Genomic DNA, 17,591 nt, shown 5'->3' on the forward strand with positions numbered 1-17,591 from the left:
TGCAGTGCCTCAGAGCAGAGGAAGACTATGACCACGCAGGAGATTGACAAAGAGCTGTGGGCAGTGCGTCTTGCCGAGCGCGCGGCTGGGTTTCTCGAAAAACCCGCAGTGCGGATTGCTGTCCCGATACTGGTTACACTGATCGCGCTGGTCGTTCTGCATGAACTGTCCGAGCATGTAAAATGGGCCGATGTTCAGGCGGATGTGACGAGCACTCACTGGACAGTTTTGGCTGTCGCCCTGGGCTGGACCTGTTTCAGCTTCTTGTCGCTGTCCATGTATGACGTATTCGCCGTGCAGAGCGTAGCAAAGGGAGAGGTGCCTCTGACCGTTGCGGGAATGGCCGGGGCAAGCGGGTATGCCGTGTCCAACTGCCTTGGGTTCTCGTACATCACCGGAACAGCGATCCGCTATCGTATCTATGCCTCGCTTGGGCTGGATCTCAGCCGTGTCGCGGGTGTCATTGCGACGTCATGGATCGCGTTTTGGTCTGGGCTGGTGCTTTTGCTGGGTATTTTGTTCACTTTTCACCCGGACGGAATATCAAAGATTTTGCCGATCAGCGATACGACTGAGACCGTGATCGGGCTGGGCTTGCTTGCCGCACTTGCTGCGCTGTTTCTCTGGCTTGCAAAGGGCGGGCGTAAGCTGGCCTATGGCGGGTTCGGGTTCAACCTGCCGGGCGGCAAACTCGCAGGGCTGCTGACCCTGGCCGCAATCGGAGACCTTTTTGGCGCTTCGATGGTGCTGTATACCGTGTTGCCCAATGATCTGGGCGTCGGATATCCCTATTTCTTTACGATTTTCATAGGTGCGATTGCGGTCGGCATTCTCAGCCACGCGCCCGGCGGAATTGGCGCGTTCGAGGCGACATTGATCGCAGGTCTGGGTGCCTCTGGCCGGTCTGACGTGATCGCGGCCTTGCTGTTGTATCGGTTGGTCTACACCTTTCTTCCCTTTGCTGTTGCCAGCCTTGCGATCGCAGTGGCCTCGGCGCTGACGCACCGCCAACATATCGGCGGAGCAGCAACGTGGATCTACCGTGCGATACGGCCGATCGTTCCTATGGTTGCCGCAGGTGTGACTGCCGTGGCGGGGACCATTCTGCTGGTTTCAGGGGCCTTGCCGTCCAGCAACCAGAGCCTTGGCGTATTGCGTGATGTCTTGCCACTATCTTTTGTTGAAGCGTCACATCTGACGGGCAGCACTGTCGGCGTTTTGCTGATCTTGGTCTCACGCGGGTTGTTCCGCAAACTTTATCGCGCGTGGGTCGTTGCGATGCTGCTGATGGTGGCTGGATGCGTTGCCTCTTTGACAAAGGGGTTGGATACGCATGAAGCCATCGGCATGTTGGTCTCAACCGCCGTGCTCGCCACGTTTCGCGATGCGTTCTATCGCGTTAGCGGTGCTTCGATTTTCCGACTGAACATTCCGTGGCTGGTCAGCGTGATCGCCTTGTTGGCAGTCATCTTCTGGATTGGGTTATTTGCCTATTCGCATGTCGAGTACCAGAACGCATTGTGGTGGGAATTCGCCTGGAGCAGCGACGCCTCGCGTTTCTTGCGCTCTAGCCTCGTGGTCGCGGTGATTGTTGGAGTTGTTGCCGTGAACTCTTTGTTCGGGCGGGAAATACCCCAACCAGTACGTACTGAAATACCGCCTGTGGTGGAACGTTTGGCATTGGAAAGCGAAGACACCGAGTCGCAGATTTCGCTGACCGGAGACAAACAGTTCTTGATCGCGCCAGACGATAGCGCGTTCCTGGCCTACGCTGACACCGGAAATGCGTTGATCAGCAAGGGCGAGCCCGTCGGCAACGAAAAGACAGGTAAGCAGTTGATCTGGCAACTGCGCGAGATGGCGGACCGGAAAGGTAAGCTTTGCGCATTCTACAGCGTATCAACCAAATACCTGCCGACCTTCCTAGACCTTGGCCTGTCTATTCTGAAAATCGGTGAGGTCGCACGGGTGCCGCTGAAAGACTTTTCGCTTGATGGGAAATCCCGCAAGCGGTTCCGACAGGCAAAGAACCGGGCCGAGCGGGAGGGATATGGTTTTGAAATCATCCCGAAAGAAAAGTTGGCCCCGATCCTGCCCGAACTGCGCAAGGTGTCAGACGACTGGCTTGAAAATAAGGCGGGCGCAGAGAAAGGCTTTGCCCTTGGCGGCTTTGATGATGAATACCTGTCGTATTTTGATCATGCTGTGCTGCGCAATGGGGATACGGGTCAGATTGTTGCCTTTGCCAATCTGTTTCAAGGCGGTCACAAATCCGAACTGTCACTGGACCTGATGCGGTATGAGCCCGACAGTCCCAGCTTTGTCATGGATGCTTTGTTTGCTGAAATGATGTCATGGGGGGCCGAGCAGGGGTTTCAGTGGTTTTCTCTGGGGGCCGCACCGTTTTCAGGGATCGAAAGTCGGCAGCTTGCCTCATTCTGGAACCGCGTCGGCGGTTTTGTTTATGAACATGGCGAACAGTTCTATCATTTTGAGGGGTTGCGTTCCTTCAAGCAAAAATTCGACCCGGAATGGAGCCCGAACTATCTGGCCAGCCCAGGCGGATTGGCAGCGCCCCGGATATTGTACGAAGTGAACGTTCTTGTCTCGGGCGGTCTGCGCGGCCTTACGAAATAGCGGCTTGTTCAGGCTGGCGCTGGTTTGTGTTTTGCATCAGGTCGCCCCAGTCGGTGCGATACGCCATTTCGGTCAGGTCGGCGGATTCCTGTTGAAATTGGATATTCTCGCGCCCGACGGTAAGGGACACTTGCAGTGCATGGATATTGACGTAAAGCGCCGCCACATCCCCTGTCAGCATTACGAGCGCATTGTCTTAGTTTGCCACTTGCTTCGCCATATCGGACCGTGCCGACCGAAATCAATGGGTCCTGACGCTTCTGTATCCCGGATCTGGTAGCGGGGTGGTGCGCGACGTCTGACCCTGGTGGCACGACCACGCTTCCTAGCCTGTCGGCACCGCCTCTCCTTCACTGTCTCGAACAGTTGCCTGCGGCCGTTTTAGGTCCGCGTACCTGATGGAGGAGAACATAGAGAATGTAACCCATGGTCGGATCATCGGGATAGATGTGAGCCGCGACTGGCTGGATGTCCACTGTCTGCCCGATGGCCAGAGGTTTCGATATCCAAATGAGGATCGGGGGTATATCACCGTGTCCGATCTCGCTCGAGAACACGTTGCCGTCGTGTGCTTCGAAGCGACCGATGGTCTCGAATGGAAACTCTGGTTGGCGCTTGATGCAGCTGGCGCGGCGACCCGACAGGTGGCACCTACACAGGACAAGGCATTCGCACTCAGCCTCGGAACCCGTGCCAAGACGGACAGGATCGAAGCCGAACTGATTGCCCGCTTCCTGGTCTTCAGACCCGACGCCGGGCGTAGCCTTCCGGCAGAACACCTTCGTCTTCTCACGGCCTTGACCACCAGGCGAGCACAAGTGGTCGAGATGCGTAAAAGGCTTCTCGGCAGCGACACGCGTCTTGCGGAAACCACGCTGATCCCCCACTCCGTGCCCGGTATCGGCCCGGTGGTCAGCTCAACGCTGATCGCCGAACTACCGGAACTTGGAACTCTCACAGAGGAGGAAGTCACTGCGCTGACTGGTCTAGCACCCGTCGCGCAGGACAGCGGAACTCTCCGTGGGAAACGAGCCATTGCCGGTGGCCGGCGTGCTTTGCGACATGTCCTGTTCAAAGCCGCATTGGTTACCTCCCATCACAATCCGATACTGAAGGCCTTCGCGGATCGACTTCGAAACGCTGGGAAACCGCACAAGGTTACTGTTACGGCGGTTGCACGAAAACTCGTCACTATCGCAAATACCCTGTGCAAAAGGCGTCAGAAATGGGAGACGGGGCGGCCGTGTTAGATAGAGTTGCTAGAAACTCTTGCCCTGGCCGGTATTAATGGCAACCACCGCATACCCACCGACAAACCCATGAGGAACAGAAACAGCGCCAGTAACCTCGGGTAGTTATAACAGCCCAGCTACTGACCTAACAACCGCATGGTTAGTCCTCCTTTCGGGAAGGTTGATCCAATCTCAGCCGTTGTAGCCGAGCTCATCAATGAATTTGTAGGTTGTAGGTGGGTACGAGTGAAAGCCCGGACTTTGTTTTACAGGCGTTGAAACTGTTTTGAGATTAGGAACACAGCTTTACCTGTGTCTGCCACTCAGTGCATTTCACGGCCAATCCTGCGGGGAGGGGCTGATCTGTGTAGAACATGTCCACCTCGGACAGTGAGGCTATCCGTGCGGGCGCGGTACGTTGAAACTTGGTCTGATCTGCCACTAAGCAGGTCCGGCGGGCTTGCGCGATGATGGTCTGGCTGACACGCACCTCTTGAAAGTCGAAATCCAACAGGTCTCCGGCAGTATCCAGGGCAGAGCATCCTATGATCGCAAAGTCAAATTTGAACTGCTCGATGGTTGCGATTGTCAGGTTGCCGACCAACCCCCCATCTGATCGCCGCAATACACCGCCCGCCACAACGATCTGGCAGTTGGGGTTATCGACTAATATGTTGGCAACATTCATGTTGTTGGTCACCACCATCAGGTCTTTGTGGCCCAGCAATTGCCGGGCGACGGATTCGGTCGAGGTGCCGATGTTCAGGAAAATCGATGCACCATCGGGAATATCCTGTGCACAGTGTTGCGCGATCAGGGCTTTGGATTCGGCGTTCATTGCGCGGCGGTCTTCGTAACCGATATTGGAAACGCCCGAGCGTAAAACGGCACCGCCGTGAACGCGGTCGAGTTTCCCCATATCCGACAGTTCGGACAGGTCGCGGCGGATCGTCTGAACCGTGACATTAAACCGAGCGGCGAGGTCTTCGACCATGACACGGCCGTCTTGCCGGGCAATGTTCAAGATATCCGACTGGCGAAAGGAAAGGGACACGGTCTACTCCTACTGCTTGGGTTCGTTTATGTTCGGTTTTTCTGGGCGTGCAACATAATCTTCGCCTTCAGCCGTACATTAAGCTCAAATTGCGGCATAACGAACATAAACGAAGAATTGCATTGACCAAACGAGGGTCGATACGGTTAATGAGCGCGCGTTTTGCCTTGAAGTGGGAATCATCCAGTTATGGAACAGACAAACGAACAGGTTTTGGACCTTTTCATCATTGGCGGCGGTATCAACGGCTGCGGTATCGCGCGGGATGCGGCTGGGCGCGGGCTTTCGGTGGCGCTGGCTGAGATGAACGATCTGGCGTCGGCGACGTCGTCAGCGTCGACCAAGCTGTTTCATGGTGGGTTGCGGTATCTTGAGTATTTTGAGTTCCGCCTTGTCCGTGAGGCTTTGATCGAGCGCGAAACTCTGCTGCGGGCGATGCCGCATATCAGTTGGCCCATGCGCTTTGTCTTACCGTATCACGCGGATATGCGCTTTGACTCGGAAACGCCAACCTCGCGCCTGCTGAGCACTGTGATGCCCTGGATGAAGGGGCGTCGCCCGGCTTGGCTGATCCGGTTGGGATTGTTTATGTATGATCATCTGGGTGGGCGAAAAATCCTTCCCGGAACTGCTTCATTGGACCTAAAAAGCGCGCCTGAGGGGAGCCCTTTGCAGGACAAGTTCGAAACCGCCTATGAGTATTCGGATTGCTGGATCGAAGATTCACGGCTGGTCGTACTCAATGCCCGCGACGCTGAGGCGCGCGGCGCAAAGATCATGGTTCGAACCGAGGTTCTGTCAGCCGAGCGCATGGGCAATCTATGGCAGGTCACGGTTCGCGATCGCGACAATGATGAAACGCGGGTGATCAAGGCAAAAATGCTGATCAACGCGGGTGGTCCGTGGGTTGGCGACATTATCCAGACGAAAATCCGTGTAAACTCGCGCGAGGGCGTCCGATTGGTTCGCGGCAGCCATATCGTAACGCGCAGACTGTTCGACCACGACAAATGCTATTTCTTCCAAGGTGAGGATGGCCGGATCATTTTTGCCATTCCGTACGAGCGTGACTACACCCTGATCGGCACGACAGATCAGGATCATCCAGACCCATCCGAGCTTCCAGTCTGTACCGAAGCAGAACAAGAGTATCTGTGCGCCTTTGCGACGAAGTACTTCAAAACCCCTGTGACGCGCGATGAGATCGTCTGGACCTATTCCGGGGTGCGGCCGCTCTATGATGACGGTGCTAGCAACGCGACGGCGGCGACACGGGACTATACGCTGAAAGTGGATGCGCAGGGCGGCGCGCCCGTGCTGAATGTCTTCGGCGGCAAGATCACAACATACCGACGGTTGGCAGAGAGCGCGCTTGAAAAAGTGGCCGAGCATTTTCCGGATCTGTCCGGCCCTTGGACCGCAGGCGTTGCCTTACCCGGAGGAGACTTTCCGGTTGATGGGGTGCAGGATTTGGTAGCCGGTCTAGAGGAAGATTTTACCTTTTTAGATCGCGCTTGGGCCGAACGCCTTGTGCGTGCCTATGGGACAGAGGCCCGCGATATTCTGGGAGATGCGAAAACTGCGGAGGATTTGGGGGAAGATTTTGGCGCCACGCTTACCGCGCGCGAACTGCAATGGCTGATAGACAAAGAGTATGCACGTATGGCCGAAGATGTCGTCTGGCGTCGTAACAAGCTTGGTCTGCGACTAAGTTCAGATCAGGTCGCGCGCATTCAGGATTGGATGGACCAACATAGGCAGGCTGCCGCCTAGACGAAAACCCCGCCAAACAGGCGGGATTTTTCTTTGGGCTTACGCTGTTTCCTCGGATGGTCCGGGATCGTTCTTTGACCCTTTGATCCACTCTCTCAGGCTTTGCATCAACGCGTAAAGAACCGGCACCAGAATGACTCCAACCAGCGTTGCTGCCAGCATTCCACCAAACACGGCCACGCCGATGGCTTTCTGGCTAGCCGCGCCTGCACCGCTGGCCGCCAGCAGCGGGACAACACCAAGCAAGAACGACAGGGCGGTCATCATCACCGCGCGGAATCGCTGAAACGCGGCTTCGGCGGCGGCTTCTTTGATCGACAGACCTTGGGCCCGTTGCTCCATCGCGAACTCGACGATCAGGATGCCGTTCTTCGATGCGAGGCCAACAAGCATGATCATCCCGATCTGAGTATACAGGTTGATATCGCTGCCAGCGACAGCAACTGCAGCCACCGCTCCGAATAGGGCAACGATCACCGAAAGCAGGATGGACACCGGCATGCTCCAACTTTCGTATTGGCCAACCAGGAAGAGATATCCGAACATGATCGCGAGGCCTAGGATCACAACCACAAGTCCACCCGTCGCCAATTGCTGTTGCGCGGTTCCTGTCCATTCGAACGCGTACCCGGGGGGCAGGGCAGTCGCGGATTCTTCGGTCATCACGGTGATTGCGTCACCCGTTGAAAGCCCCGGCGCAGGAACTGCCGTAACGGTGGCCGAGCGGAATAGGTTGTGCCGTTTTAGTAGGACCGGGCCCAAAACGTTTTCAACATCGACCAAAGTTCCCAGTGGAACCATCTCACCCGTTGTGGAGCGAACATAAAGGTTCGAGATATCCTCGACATTGTCGCGATAGCTGCCGTCGGCCTGGATCATCACGCGATAGACCCGTCCGAACAGGTTGAAGTCGTTCACGTAGTAAGACCCAAGCTGCGCCTGCATGGTTTGGAATACTTCGGCCACCGATACTTGCAGCGTTTTGGCTTTCTCCCGGTCCAGATCAACAAACAACTGTGGAACATTTGCCCGGAAAGTCGTGTAAGACTGACCGATCTCGGGTCGCTGGTTCGCTGCGTAGACAAACGATCCCACGGCCGCAGCCAGATCCTGCGGCGACCCACCACCTGTTTGCTGGACTTCCATTTCAACACCGGCCGACATGCCCAGACCCTGAATGGGTGGCGGATTGAAGGCAACGACCGAGGCCGCCGACTCACCGTTAGCAATAGCCAGGATTTTCGCAAGAATCGCGTTGGCGCTCAGGTCTTCCTCCTGACGTTCGTCCCAGTTGATGAGGTTTACAAAGATTGCGGCTCCGTTGGTGATGGTCCCGTTCAGCATTGAGTAACCGTTGATCAGAACTGTACTTGATACGCCAGGGATTTGCTGAATCTGTTCATCCAACCGGGCCGAGACGACCTCGGTCCGTTCCAACGTGGCCGCATCGGGCAGTTGGATGTCGACGAAAAGATAGCCGTTATCCTCAAGCGGCAGGAAGCCACTGGATGTGTTCGACATGATCGTCCCGCCGCCCATTGCCAACGCAACGATGATGCCAAGTCCAATAACAGGCAATATCAGTAGTTTACGGACAATTGCGACATAGCCGCCTCGAACGGTGCCGATGAAGTTTTCGAAGACGGCCAACAGCCCTTTGGGGGGACCGGAACGTGCCCGTAGAACCAGCCCGCACAAGGCCGGAGACAGCGTCAGTGCGTTGATGGATGAGATCACAACCGCAGTTGAGATCGTCACCGCGAACTGTGAATACAGCCGCCCCGAGATGCCGGGCATAAAGGTCACCGGCACAAACACGGCCAGCAGAACCAATGTGGTTGCGATGACCGGGCCAGTGATCTGCCCCATCGCCTTTCGGGTTGCTTCGGCGGGCGGCAGCCCTTCGTCAGCGATAATCCGTTCAACGTTTTCGACCACAACAATCGCATCGTCCACCACGATCCCGATGGCCAGAACCAGGGCGAACAGCGAGATTGTGTTCAACGACATTCCGAACAATAGCAGGAATGCGAATGTCCCGATCAGTGAGACCGGGATTGCGACCGCGGGAATAATTGTCGCACGCCAACTGCCAAGGAAGACGAACACAACGGAAATCACCAGGGTGAAGGTCAAAATCAGGGTTGAGACCACATCATTCAGGGATTGTTCCACAAAGTCCGTGGTGTTGAAGGGGACGTCATATTCCACATCGGATGGGAATGTGCGCGATAGGCGCTCAAGCTCTGCCTCGACGCGTTCGGAAACCGCCAGCGCGTTTGCTCCGGGGGCTTGATAGATGCCAATGACTGTTGCTGGAACGCTGTCGAAAAAACCCGAGGCCGCATAGTATTCTGCGCCCAGTTCCACCCGCGCGATATCCCTGACCCGCACGATTGACCCTGCATCGCCGGTGCGAATGACAATCTCTCCGAATTCATCGGCCGAGGTCAGACGACCCTTGGTCTTGATCGTGTACTGAAAGGTTTGCCCTTCAGGAACCGGAGGTGCCCCGATTGACCCTGCCGACACTTCCACGTTTTGCTCGCGAATGGCGTTGATCACGTCACCTGGCGTGATCGACAAGGCCGCCATCTGATCCGGGTCCATCCAGATCCGCATTGCGTATTCCAGATTGGTGAGAACGTCCGCCTTACCGACACCTTGAACACGCGCCAGCGCGTCTTTGAGGTTGATCGACGCATAGTTCGACAAGAACACACTGTCATAAGTACCGTTCGGCGAGGTCAGAGTGACCAGCAACAGCATGTTGGTGGACGCCTTTTGCGTAACCACACCCGATGACGTTACCTCAGCCGGTAGCGACGACATCGCCTGCGCCACGCGGTTCTGCACGTTGACTGAAGCGATGTCAGGGTCGGTTCCCACCTCAAAGGTAATATTCAGCGAATAGCTACCGTTGTCCGAGGACGTGGACGTCATATAGATCATGTCATCCACACCGTTTACCTGCGCTTCAATGGGCGCGGCGACGGTATTTTCAACAGTTTCGGCGTTTGCACCGGTATAAGTTGTGGACACACTCACAACTGGCGGGGTGATGTCGGGGAATTGGGCCACGGGCAAGACCAGATAGCCGATACCGCCCATGATTGTCAGGACAAGCGAAATAACAAGCGCCAGCTTGGGGCGGCTGATGAACAGGGCTGAGAACATCGGTTATTCTCCCGGCTGCTCAGATGCGACGACCGCATCAACGGCAACGCCAGGCCGGACCCTTTGTAAACCTTCAACAATCACGCTTTCGCCCTCGCGAAGACCGTCTTTGACGATGACCGCCGTGCCTTCCGTGTTGCCGGTGGTGATGTAACGCTGTTCCACCATCTGCTGATCGTTGACCACAAGCACAAAATCCCCGCGTTGGTCACGTTGCAGCGCGGCTTGGGGGATCAGCACCTCAAGCGTCGGTTGCAGCGCCTCGATCCGCACATTCAGGAAGGCTCCGTCGACGATCAGCCGTTTGGCATTTGCGAATTCGGCGCGCATTGCAATGGCGCCGGTCAAAGGGTCGATGCGGTTGTCGACGAACACGATCTTGCCCGTTTCATCCAGTTCCGTGCCGTTTGGTAGGTTTATGCGCACATTCGGGCTCTTGCTGCTTTCCGTGAGCGACGAAGGGCTCTCGCCCACGGCCTCAAGAACAGACGTGAATTGTTTTTCGTTTATTGAGAAGTTTACGTAGATCGGAGCCTCGCTGACGATATTGACCAGCGGCGGGTTGGTTGGCCCAACCACGTCACCGACACTGATCGCCACCCGACCAATGCGACCGTCGAAAGGCGCGTGAATTTCGGTGTAGCTGAGGTCAAGCTCTGCTTGCTGGATCGCAGATTTGGCGGCTTTCACTTCGGCTTCGGCCACCAATTCGTTAGCGCGCGCGATGTCGCGTTCAGCTTCTGGGGTTGCATCCCGTTCGAAAAGTTCTTGTTTTCGCGCCAGTTCAACCTTTGCCAGTTCAAGGTTGGCCTCGGCCCGGTCCAAATCGGCGTTTCGAGCCTCAAGTGTCGCTTGGTAAAGATCGGGTTCAATAGTGAAGAGCAGGTCGCCCTGTTTGACCAACGCGCCATCTTCAACGTTCTGACTTTCCAGAAAACCGCTGACGCGCGCCACGATGTCCACCTTGTTCAGGGCTTCGGCCCGTCCGATGAACATGGCCTCTTCGGTGATCTCCTCGGTATAGGCTGCTGCGATCGACACTTTCGGCGGGGCGGCGTCACCTTGATCCTGGGCGGTAGCCATTTGCGCAACGGTCAGGCAGGCCAAGGCTGCAAGGGCGCTGCTGGGTCCGGCAAAACGGAAAAAAGTGTTCTTCAATGTAAGGGACATGGCAGGCGCCTCGTTGAAAATGCGGTTTCTTGCGCCAGAACGGTTGGCCACCCTGACGAGTCGACTGAATTCAGGGTCAGGATGGACGTTTTAAAATCATATCTCAAGCATCTTGAATGCGAGCCAGACGCAGAGCACGAGAAAATTTCGTCTGTGTAAGGACGACTTAGATCAATCTGCTGATGTAAATAGGGCTAAAAAGCAAAAAACGGGGCCTGGACAACCCCCGCTATCAAGTTCCGGTTTGCGCCAGATCAGGCGCGTGTGCCTGAAAACCGGCTTTGCCAGTCTTCGCGCTGTTCATCTGTAACCTTGGTGAACAACACATCGGGAACGGTGAAGGAATGGCCCGCAGGCAGGGCTTCTAGCGCAACCGCAACGTCGTCGGGCCAGCTTGTGTCCAGCGTGTTCATCGCGCTCAGCATCTTGGCTGACGTATCTGGAATGAACGGTGCGCTCAGCACGGCGTATAGGCGGATCAAATTCAGGCCCAAACGCACCTGTACCGCAGCTTGGCCCGGGTCCTCTTTAAAGGTCGACCACGGCGCTGCGGCCTGTAGATATTCATTGCCTGCAACCCAGATCGCCCGCAGTTCTTGAGCGGACTTGCGAACCTCCATTGCCTCCATGTGCCCTTCGTAGGCGCGGATGCGTTTGGTCAGGTCTTCGATCAGGTTTTGTTCACGCGCGCCATAAGAGCCGCCCTCGGGCACCGCTTCGCCAAATTTCGAGCGGCAGAACTTGGTAATCCGACTGACGAAGTTGCCCAGAACGTCCGCAAGGTCCTTGTTCACCGATTGCTGGAAGTTTTCCCAGGTGAATTCACTATCGCTGCTTTCGGGCGCATGACTCAGCAGCCACCAGCGCCAGTAATCGGCGGGCAGAATCTCCAGCGCCTGATCCATGAACACGCCACGGCCTTGCGAGGTCGAGAACTGGCCGCCGTCATAGTTCAGGTAGTTGAATGACTTAAGGTGATCGACCATCTTCCAAGGCTCGCCCGAGCCCAGAATGGTGGCAGGGAAGGACAGGGTATGGAACGGCACGTTGTCCTTGCCCATGAACTGGACGTAGCGCACGTCTTCGGCACCCTTGTCGGTGCGCCACCAGCGTTCCCAGTCTGCGTCGCTTTTGCCGTTGGCATCGGCCCACTCCTTGGCGCAAGCAATGTATTCGATTGGCGCGTCGAACCAGACATAGAAGACTTTGCCCTCCATACCGGGCCAGTCCTGATCGCCTTTCTTGACCGGAACACCCCAGTCCAGATCGCGGGTGATGCCCCGGTCTTGCAGGCCGTCACCATCATGCAGCCACTTCTTGGCAATCGAAGTTGTCAGGATCGGCCAATCGGTCTTGGAGTCGATCCACGCATCCAGCTGATCTTTCATTGCCGACTGACGTAAGTACAGGTGTTTGGTCTCGCGCACCTCAAGATCGGTCGAACCCGAAATCGCCGAACGTGGATTGATCAGATCGGTCGGGTCAAGCTGCTTGGTGCAGTTTTCACATTGGTCGCCGCGTGCGCGCTCATACCCGCAGTTGGGGCAGGTGCCCTCGATATAGCGGTCGGGAAGGAACCGGCCATCAGCGTTGGAGTAGACCTGCTTCTCGCTCACCTCACGGATCAGGCCTGCATCATCCAACTTGCCTGCGAAATGCTGAGTCAGGCGTTTGTTCTGCTCGCTTGATGAACGACCAAAGTGATCAAAGCTCAGACCGAAACGTTTCGCGATATCCGCCTGCACGGCATACATATCAGCGCAGTATTCAGCGACGGGTTTGCCCGCCTTGGCCGCGGCTAGTTCCGCCGGGGTGCCGTGTTCATCGGTGGCGCAGAGGAACATGACCTCATTCCCCCGGCCACGCTGATAACGTGCATAAAGATCGGCAGGCAATTGCGAGCCGATCAGATTGCCGAGGTGCTTGATCCCGTTGATGTAAGGGATCGCCGAGGTAATGAGAATCCGAGCCATTTTGCGTTTCCACGTGTCTATCTGCGCGCCCGTCTACATGATGTGGCCGATCAGCAAAAGACCGGTTTCTGTCTTCTAGCCCGGTAATACTGCACAAAGCCCGCAGCTGTCGCTATTCCTCTCGGGATCTTTTGAGCAAGCGGCCGACAGTGAACGATGTACGCGGCGCATAGACATAGTTCGTCCGCTCCTCTGGTGTTGGGCGTGAGCGCATCCGGGCCACACCGAACACGATCAATACGACATGTCCGGCGGCGACGAACGCAAACAGTGCACCTGGACCATATTGCTGAATCAGAGTCGATGAGACATAGGGCGATGCAATCGCCCCCAGCGCATACCAGAACATCAACGCCGCAGAGAGTTCGACCCGCTCTTCGGTGGTCGCAAAGTCATTTGCGTGGGCTGACGAAACCGAAAAGATTGGAAAGGTTGTCAGACCAAAAACCGCAGCCGCCAGCATAACGCCCACAGTGCCGGTGTCACTGGCAGCCATCGTCACACCGCAACTGAGCACTGCCGCCACAGACAGCCAGATAAGCACCCATCGCCTATCATATTTATCTGCAAGCCAGCCAAGTGGGTATTGCGCCAAGGCTCCGCCCAGAACAAATGATGCGAGGAAAAAGGCGATCTGATCGACATTCAGCCCGACCTCTTGCCCGTAGACGGGGCCGACCATACGAAATGAGGCAGAGCTGAGTGCCGCGACGATCACGCCCGCAACTGCAAGCGGAGAGCTGCGCCACGCCAGCTTTGGCCGCAGGCGCGGAGCGTCGGGGGTTTCCGGCTGATTTGCCTTGGTCAGGGTTAATGGCAGCAACGCCGCACAGCACAAAATAGCCAGAAGGTTATATGAAACATAAGATGCAGGGGGCAGGACCGCGATGATAAGCTGCGCGCAAAGGGATGCGCCCATGTCGACGAACCGATAAGTTCCCATCGCCCGCCCGCGTGTTTCGTTAGTGACCTTGGCGTTCAGCCAAGCCTCAATCACTGTATAGCATCCGGCGACACACGTGCCCGAAGCAATCCTGAGGGCCGCCCAGATATACGGGTTATCTGTCAAGGTGTGTCCAAGCAGCCCCATCGCGCCCAAGGCTGTGCAGACGGCAAACGCACGGGAATGCCCAACATTTCCCATCAGTCGCGGAGCCCACCAGCAGCCGACAAAGAACCCGATGAAATGCGCCGAACCAAGCAGACCGATCTGCCCGGTCGTGAACTCGAGCGTTAGACCCGAAATGGCGTCCAGCGGTCCAACGCCACCTGTTGAAAGCTGCAGCAGAATGACAGAGAGGAAAAGGGCGGCAAAGGAAATGATCGTGCGCATAGTGGGGCCAGCTTTACGCGATACGCCAGGGATGCGCGCGCCTAATCGACGCTGATGCGTCGTTTTTTGCCTATTCGGCCTGTTTGATCTCGGCCTTGATGTCCAATCCGACGGTGTCCTGCACCAGATCGACGAAGCCCGAGGCGCCGAAGTCGTGACGATTCAGGGCCCCTGTCAGACGGATAGAAAGCATGTCCAGATTGGTAGCGTCACTGCCGGGGGGGCGAAACAGGTCTGCTTGCAAGGTGATCGGGCGGGTCACACCGCGCAGGGTAAGATTTCCGGTGATTGTTGCCCCGCGCGAGATTCGTCCACCTTCGCCAAGCTGCACTTCGGTTGAAACGAATTGAATGGTTGGAAATTGTTCCACGTCCAGAACCCCTTGTCCCAGCATTGCACTGCGGGCGAAGGGAAGCTTGGTGCGGGCCGCGGCAGCGTTCAGCATTACGCTAACTTTGCTATTGGCCAGATTGCTCAGGTCAATCTGAATATCCGCCGATTGAATTGGCATTGTGCCGGATTGTGCAAGCCCCGAAATATCGAATGTAAAGTCCACGGACGTGCCCTCGGGGACCAGTTCGTACCGGGTGGTTGCGGCACGGGTCGGGTGCGCCACGGAAAGGCTCGCAAGCCCCGCCAGCAGGATCCGGCGGGTCAACCCGGTCATGCCATGGCCTCTTGCCTGCGGGGGCGTGAGCGGTGAAGCAGCACCAGCAGTATGGCGATGTTCAGCCCGTTCCAGAGTATGCCATTGATGAAGGCGAGCTGGTAGTTTCCGGTTACGTCGTAAATCCAACCTGACATCCAGCCGCCAAGTGCCATGCCCAGGATGGTCATCATCATGACGAAACCGACGCGCGCTCCGGCCTCTTGCGGGGGCATGTATTCGCGGACGACCAGCGCATAGCTCGGCACGATGCCACCCTGCGCTAACCCGAACAACAAGCTGACGACATACAATGAAACCATCCCGTCATAGGGCAGGAAGAGGAACAACGCGATGCACTGAAGCACCGATCCGCCCAACAAGGTCATGACACCCCCGAGCTTATCGGCCACGATGCCCGAGATCACCCGACTGACCACTCCGCCCATAAGCATAAGAGACAGCATCTCGGCCCCCACAGCAGGTCCGTAGCCCAGTCCGACGCAGTAAGAAACTATGTGAACCTGCGGCATGGACATTGCAACGCAGCACCCGATACCGGCCAGACCTAAAATGTATTGCAGGGCACGTGGCGAGATTCCGACGCTACGCGCGTTGATCTGAGCATTCGCAGCGGCAGTGCTATGCGCCTCGATCGGGACTTGCCGACGCAGCAGAAGGGAAAGGGGAATAACAACAACCAAGGTGATTAAGGCGAGTGTCAAATAGACCTGTTGCCAGCCATCGCGGGCCAGAATACCAGACAGCATCGTCGGCCAGATAGCTCCGGACAAGTAGTTGCCACTGGCCACCAGTGCCACGGCAATCCCACGCCGCCGCATAAACCAATGCGAGATATCAGCGATCAGGGGGCCAAACCCGATCGACGTCCCAAGCCCCAATAGCAAGTGCGCCACGGACAGCAGAAGGATGTTCGGTGCCCATGTTGCCAGTAGATAGCTGACCGCGCTCAGTACTGCTGCACCGATCAGCGCTTTGGTCACGCCCAACCGGTCGACCATCTGCCCCAGCCACATATTCCCCAGCGCAAAGCCGACCATCGCCAGAACATAGGGCAAAGAAGCCTCGGCCCGTCCGGCGCCAAACTGCGTCTCGATGGCAGGCATCACAACGATCACCGCCCACATGCCAACATTCGCCACCGTCGCAATGGCGAGTGTGATCAGCAGGCGGAGCCAGGAATAGCGGCTGTCATGGATCGGATGACTCATGCAGAGACGCTAGGGCCGGTGTCAAGCTTTTGCCAGTCACAAGTTATTTAACTTTACGAATTTTTTCACGTTGCGGGATGTCACACCAATTCATCCGTAGTCTCGATCCGGGTCAGGTGCAGACCGGCGCGCGGTTTGGTTTGGGTGGCCTGCCAACTGACCGGGGGCAGGGCGCGGGCGCGGCGGCGGGTCAGGGTCCAGCGCCTTGCGTCGCCCTGATGATCTGCGGCCATGTGCCAGCGCGTCTCAACCCCTTGTGCGCCGCCATCTCCGGGGGTTAGCAGCAATCCCAGCGGTGCCCGCCCCATCAGCCCCCCGTGTTCGGCAGTCAAATGCATCCGCCGTACCGGCGTCAGCCCGGGTGCACCGGGCAGATCGCAGATGATCAGCGGAACTGCCCCGCTGCGCAATGCCTCTTCCATGCACCACAGCAAATCTTCGGCGCGGGTGGGGCGGACGAATAGAAACCGCGCCGGATCGGCAAACGGCATCATCCCGTCGGGGTTCAGTTGCGCGGGCTCCCACGCGGGGGCAATCCATAGTATCGGTCCCTGCGCCTGACCAGCCAGCCACATGGCAAAGCTGCGCCGGGCAGGGCCGCAGGCTTCGTGTACGCGGCCCAGTTGCAGGGTGATCTGTGACTGTAGAACCAGCCCCGGCACGTCGCGCGCGGGTTTGCGGCCAAGCAGGTTTGTAGACATGCTGACAGCTTAGCATGTTCTTGCTTTGTTCTCAAATCGTAAATGAAGCCGTCAAGCCTTTAGCGGGACAAAATCAAACGGCCATCGGTGAACTGGATGTTTGAGAACCGGTGCAGGTAATCCATGCCCAGCAACGATTGACGCAGGTCCCCTTCGTTTACCCAGGCCGAGACACCCTTGTCGACGATTGGCCCCAGTTCAAGACTGTCCAGTCGAACGGGCGCTGTCCGAACCTCTCCGTTAGCGGTGAAGGCGCGGCCCAAATAGTTCAGCTGGTCCGGGTCTATGTCGATGCGTCTGGCATCCTGCTCGCTTAACACAATCTGACTGGCACCCGTATCGACAAGGAAGGTGATCGGCTCTCCGTTTACCAGAACCGGCAGGTAATAGTGGCCATCATAGGCCCGTGGAACCTCAATCGCCTCGCCCGTGATGGTCATCTGCGGCGTAGGGCCAACGGTCGAGCGGATGTCGTCCCACAGCCCGACAACGGCGATCGCTCCGACAAAGATAAAAACCCAGGCCATGGCCTGCTGCACGGTTTTGTTCAGCGACTGACGATTTTGTGAGACGAACCAAAACACAACCGCCGCGCCAAGCACGACCAGATAAACCAAGTGTCCTATGTTGTCGCCGTCCATACGAATACCCTTATCAACATCA

The 17,591-nt window shown here is 57.0% G+C and carries 13 protein-coding genes; 3 read left to right on the top strand and 10 right to left on the bottom strand.

Annotated features, from left to right (window positions below; genetic code table 11):
* The first annotated feature begins 27 nt into the window (after positions 1 to 27).
* Positions 28 to 2,637, top strand: a complete 2,610-nt coding sequence (gene mprF, locus AC2FIT_RS09035; protein WP_496828695.1) for a bifunctional lysylphosphatidylglycerol flippase/synthetase MprF — start codon at positions 28 to 30, stop codon at positions 2,635 to 2,637.
* On the opposite strand, the gene AC2FIT_RS09040 is transcribed toward mprF, so the two are convergent.
* Positions 2,627 to 2,818, bottom strand: coding sequence for a hypothetical protein (locus AC2FIT_RS09040; RefSeq protein WP_496828697.1), 192 nt, complete (start codon positions 2,816 to 2,818; stop codon positions 2,627 to 2,629). The genes mprF and AC2FIT_RS09040 overlap by 11 nt on opposite strands.
* A 217-nt stretch (positions 2,819 to 3,035) precedes the next feature.
* On the opposite strand from AC2FIT_RS09040, the gene AC2FIT_RS09045 reads away from it, so the two are divergent.
* The gene (locus AC2FIT_RS09045) at positions 3,036 to 3,887 is read left to right on the top strand and encodes an IS110 family transposase (RefSeq protein WP_496828699.1); all 852 of its coding nucleotides are present in this window, start codon (positions 3,036 to 3,038) and stop codon (positions 3,885 to 3,887) included.
* Positions 3,888 to 4,161: 274 nt separating this feature from the next.
* Here the strand turns inward: AC2FIT_RS09045 and AC2FIT_RS09050 are convergent, their stop codons facing one another.
* On the bottom strand, positions 4,162 to 4,923 hold the full coding sequence (locus AC2FIT_RS09050; protein WP_496828701.1) for a DeoR/GlpR family DNA-binding transcription regulator: 762 nt from the start codon (positions 4,921 to 4,923) through the stop codon (positions 4,162 to 4,164).
* 189 nt (positions 4,924 to 5,112) lie between these two features.
* Here AC2FIT_RS09050 and glpD point away from each other — a divergent pair, with 189 nt between their 5' ends.
* Positions 5,113 to 6,696, top strand: a complete 1,584-nt coding sequence (gene glpD / locus AC2FIT_RS09055; RefSeq protein ID WP_496828703.1) for a glycerol-3-phosphate dehydrogenase — start codon at positions 5,113 to 5,115, stop codon at positions 6,694 to 6,696.
* 39 nt (positions 6,697 to 6,735) lie between these two features.
* On the opposite strand, the gene AC2FIT_RS09060 is transcribed toward glpD, so the two are convergent.
* The 8 genes from AC2FIT_RS09060 to AC2FIT_RS09095 form a co-directional block, all read right to left on the bottom strand.
* On the bottom strand, positions 6,736 to 9,873 hold the full coding sequence (locus AC2FIT_RS09060; protein WP_496828705.1) for an efflux RND transporter permease subunit: 3,138 nt from the start codon (positions 9,871 to 9,873) through the stop codon (positions 6,736 to 6,738).
* A gap of 3 nt (positions 9,874 to 9,876) precedes the next feature.
* Positions 9,877 to 11,043: an efflux RND transporter periplasmic adaptor subunit gene (locus AC2FIT_RS09065; protein ID WP_496828707.1), complete on the bottom strand. Its 1,167-nt coding sequence runs from the start codon at positions 11,041 to 11,043 to the stop codon at positions 9,877 to 9,879.
* A 254-nt stretch (positions 11,044 to 11,297) separates the two neighbouring features.
* Positions 11,298 to 13,016 (bottom strand): methionine--tRNA ligase, encoded by a 1,719-nt coding sequence (gene metG / locus AC2FIT_RS09070; RefSeq protein ID WP_496828709.1) that lies wholly within the window; start codon positions 13,014 to 13,016, stop codon positions 11,298 to 11,300.
* Positions 13,017 to 13,128: 112 nt separating this feature from the next.
* Positions 13,129 to 14,349: an MFS transporter gene (locus AC2FIT_RS09075; protein WP_496828711.1), complete on the bottom strand. Its 1,221-nt coding sequence runs from the start codon at positions 14,347 to 14,349 to the stop codon at positions 13,129 to 13,131.
* Between the two features lie 70 nt (positions 14,350 to 14,419).
* Positions 14,420 to 15,016 (bottom strand): YceI family protein, encoded by a 597-nt coding sequence (locus AC2FIT_RS09080; protein WP_496828713.1) that lies wholly within the window; start codon positions 15,014 to 15,016, stop codon positions 14,420 to 14,422.
* Positions 15,013 to 16,227, bottom strand: a complete 1,215-nt coding sequence (locus AC2FIT_RS09085; RefSeq protein ID WP_496828715.1) for an MFS transporter — start codon at positions 16,225 to 16,227, stop codon at positions 15,013 to 15,015. The genes AC2FIT_RS09080 and AC2FIT_RS09085 overlap by 4 nt, the downstream gene beginning before the upstream one ends.
* Positions 16,228 to 16,307: 80 nt before the next feature.
* Positions 16,308 to 16,928: an ImuA family protein gene (locus tag AC2FIT_RS09090; RefSeq protein ID WP_496828717.1), complete on the bottom strand. Its 621-nt coding sequence runs from the start codon at positions 16,926 to 16,928 to the stop codon at positions 16,308 to 16,310.
* Positions 16,929 to 16,987: 59 nt separating this feature from the next.
* On the bottom strand, positions 16,988 to 17,569 hold the full coding sequence (locus tag AC2FIT_RS09095; protein ID WP_496828719.1) for a retropepsin-like aspartic protease family protein: 582 nt from the start codon (positions 17,567 to 17,569) through the stop codon (positions 16,988 to 16,990).
* Positions 17,570 to 17,591: the final 22 nt, after the last annotated feature.

It is taken from the genome of Ruegeria sp. YTSA135 (genome assembly GCF_059610165.1).

What these genes read in the sequence shown, in the direction of transcription:
- mprF (WP_496828695.1), top strand. Translation starts at nt 28, where the DNA reads ATGACCACGCAGGAGATTGACAAAGAGCTGTGGGCAGTGCGTCTTGCC.
- AC2FIT_RS09040 (WP_496828697.1), bottom strand. Translation starts at nt 2,818, where the DNA reads ATGCTGACAGGGGATGTGGCGGCGCTTTACGTCAATATCCATGCACTG.
- AC2FIT_RS09045 (WP_496828699.1), top strand. Translation starts at nt 3,036, where the DNA reads ATGGAGGAGAACATAGAGAATGTAACCCATGGTCGGATCATCGGGATA.
- glpD (WP_496828703.1), top strand. Translation starts at nt 5,113, where the DNA reads ATGGAACAGACAAACGAACAGGTTTTGGACCTTTTCATCATTGGCGGC.
- AC2FIT_RS09060 (WP_496828705.1), bottom strand. Translation starts at nt 9,873, where the DNA reads ATGTTCTCAGCCCTGTTCATCAGCCGCCCCAAGCTGGCGCTTGTTATT.
- AC2FIT_RS09065 (WP_496828707.1), bottom strand. Translation starts at nt 11,043, where the DNA reads ATGTCCCTTACATTGAAGAACACTTTTTTCCGTTTTGCCGGACCCAGC.
- metG (WP_496828709.1), bottom strand. Translation starts at nt 13,016, where the DNA reads ATGGCTCGGATTCTCATTACCTCGGCGATCCCTTACATCAACGGGATC.
- AC2FIT_RS09075 (WP_496828711.1), bottom strand. Translation starts at nt 14,349, where the DNA reads ATGCGCACGATCATTTCCTTTGCCGCCCTTTTCCTCTCTGTCATTCTG.
- AC2FIT_RS09080 (WP_496828713.1), bottom strand. Translation starts at nt 15,016, where the DNA reads ATGACCGGGTTGACCCGCCGGATCCTGCTGGCGGGGCTTGCGAGCCTT.
- AC2FIT_RS09085 (WP_496828715.1), bottom strand. Translation starts at nt 16,227, where the DNA reads ATGAGTCATCCGATCCATGACAGCCGCTATTCCTGGCTCCGCCTGCTG.
- AC2FIT_RS09090 (WP_496828717.1), bottom strand. Translation starts at nt 16,928, where the DNA reads ATGTCTACAAACCTGCTTGGCCGCAAACCCGCGCGCGACGTGCCGGGG.
- AC2FIT_RS09095 (WP_496828719.1), bottom strand. Translation starts at nt 17,569, where the DNA reads ATGGACGGCGACAACATAGGACACTTGGTTTATCTGGTCGTGCTTGGC.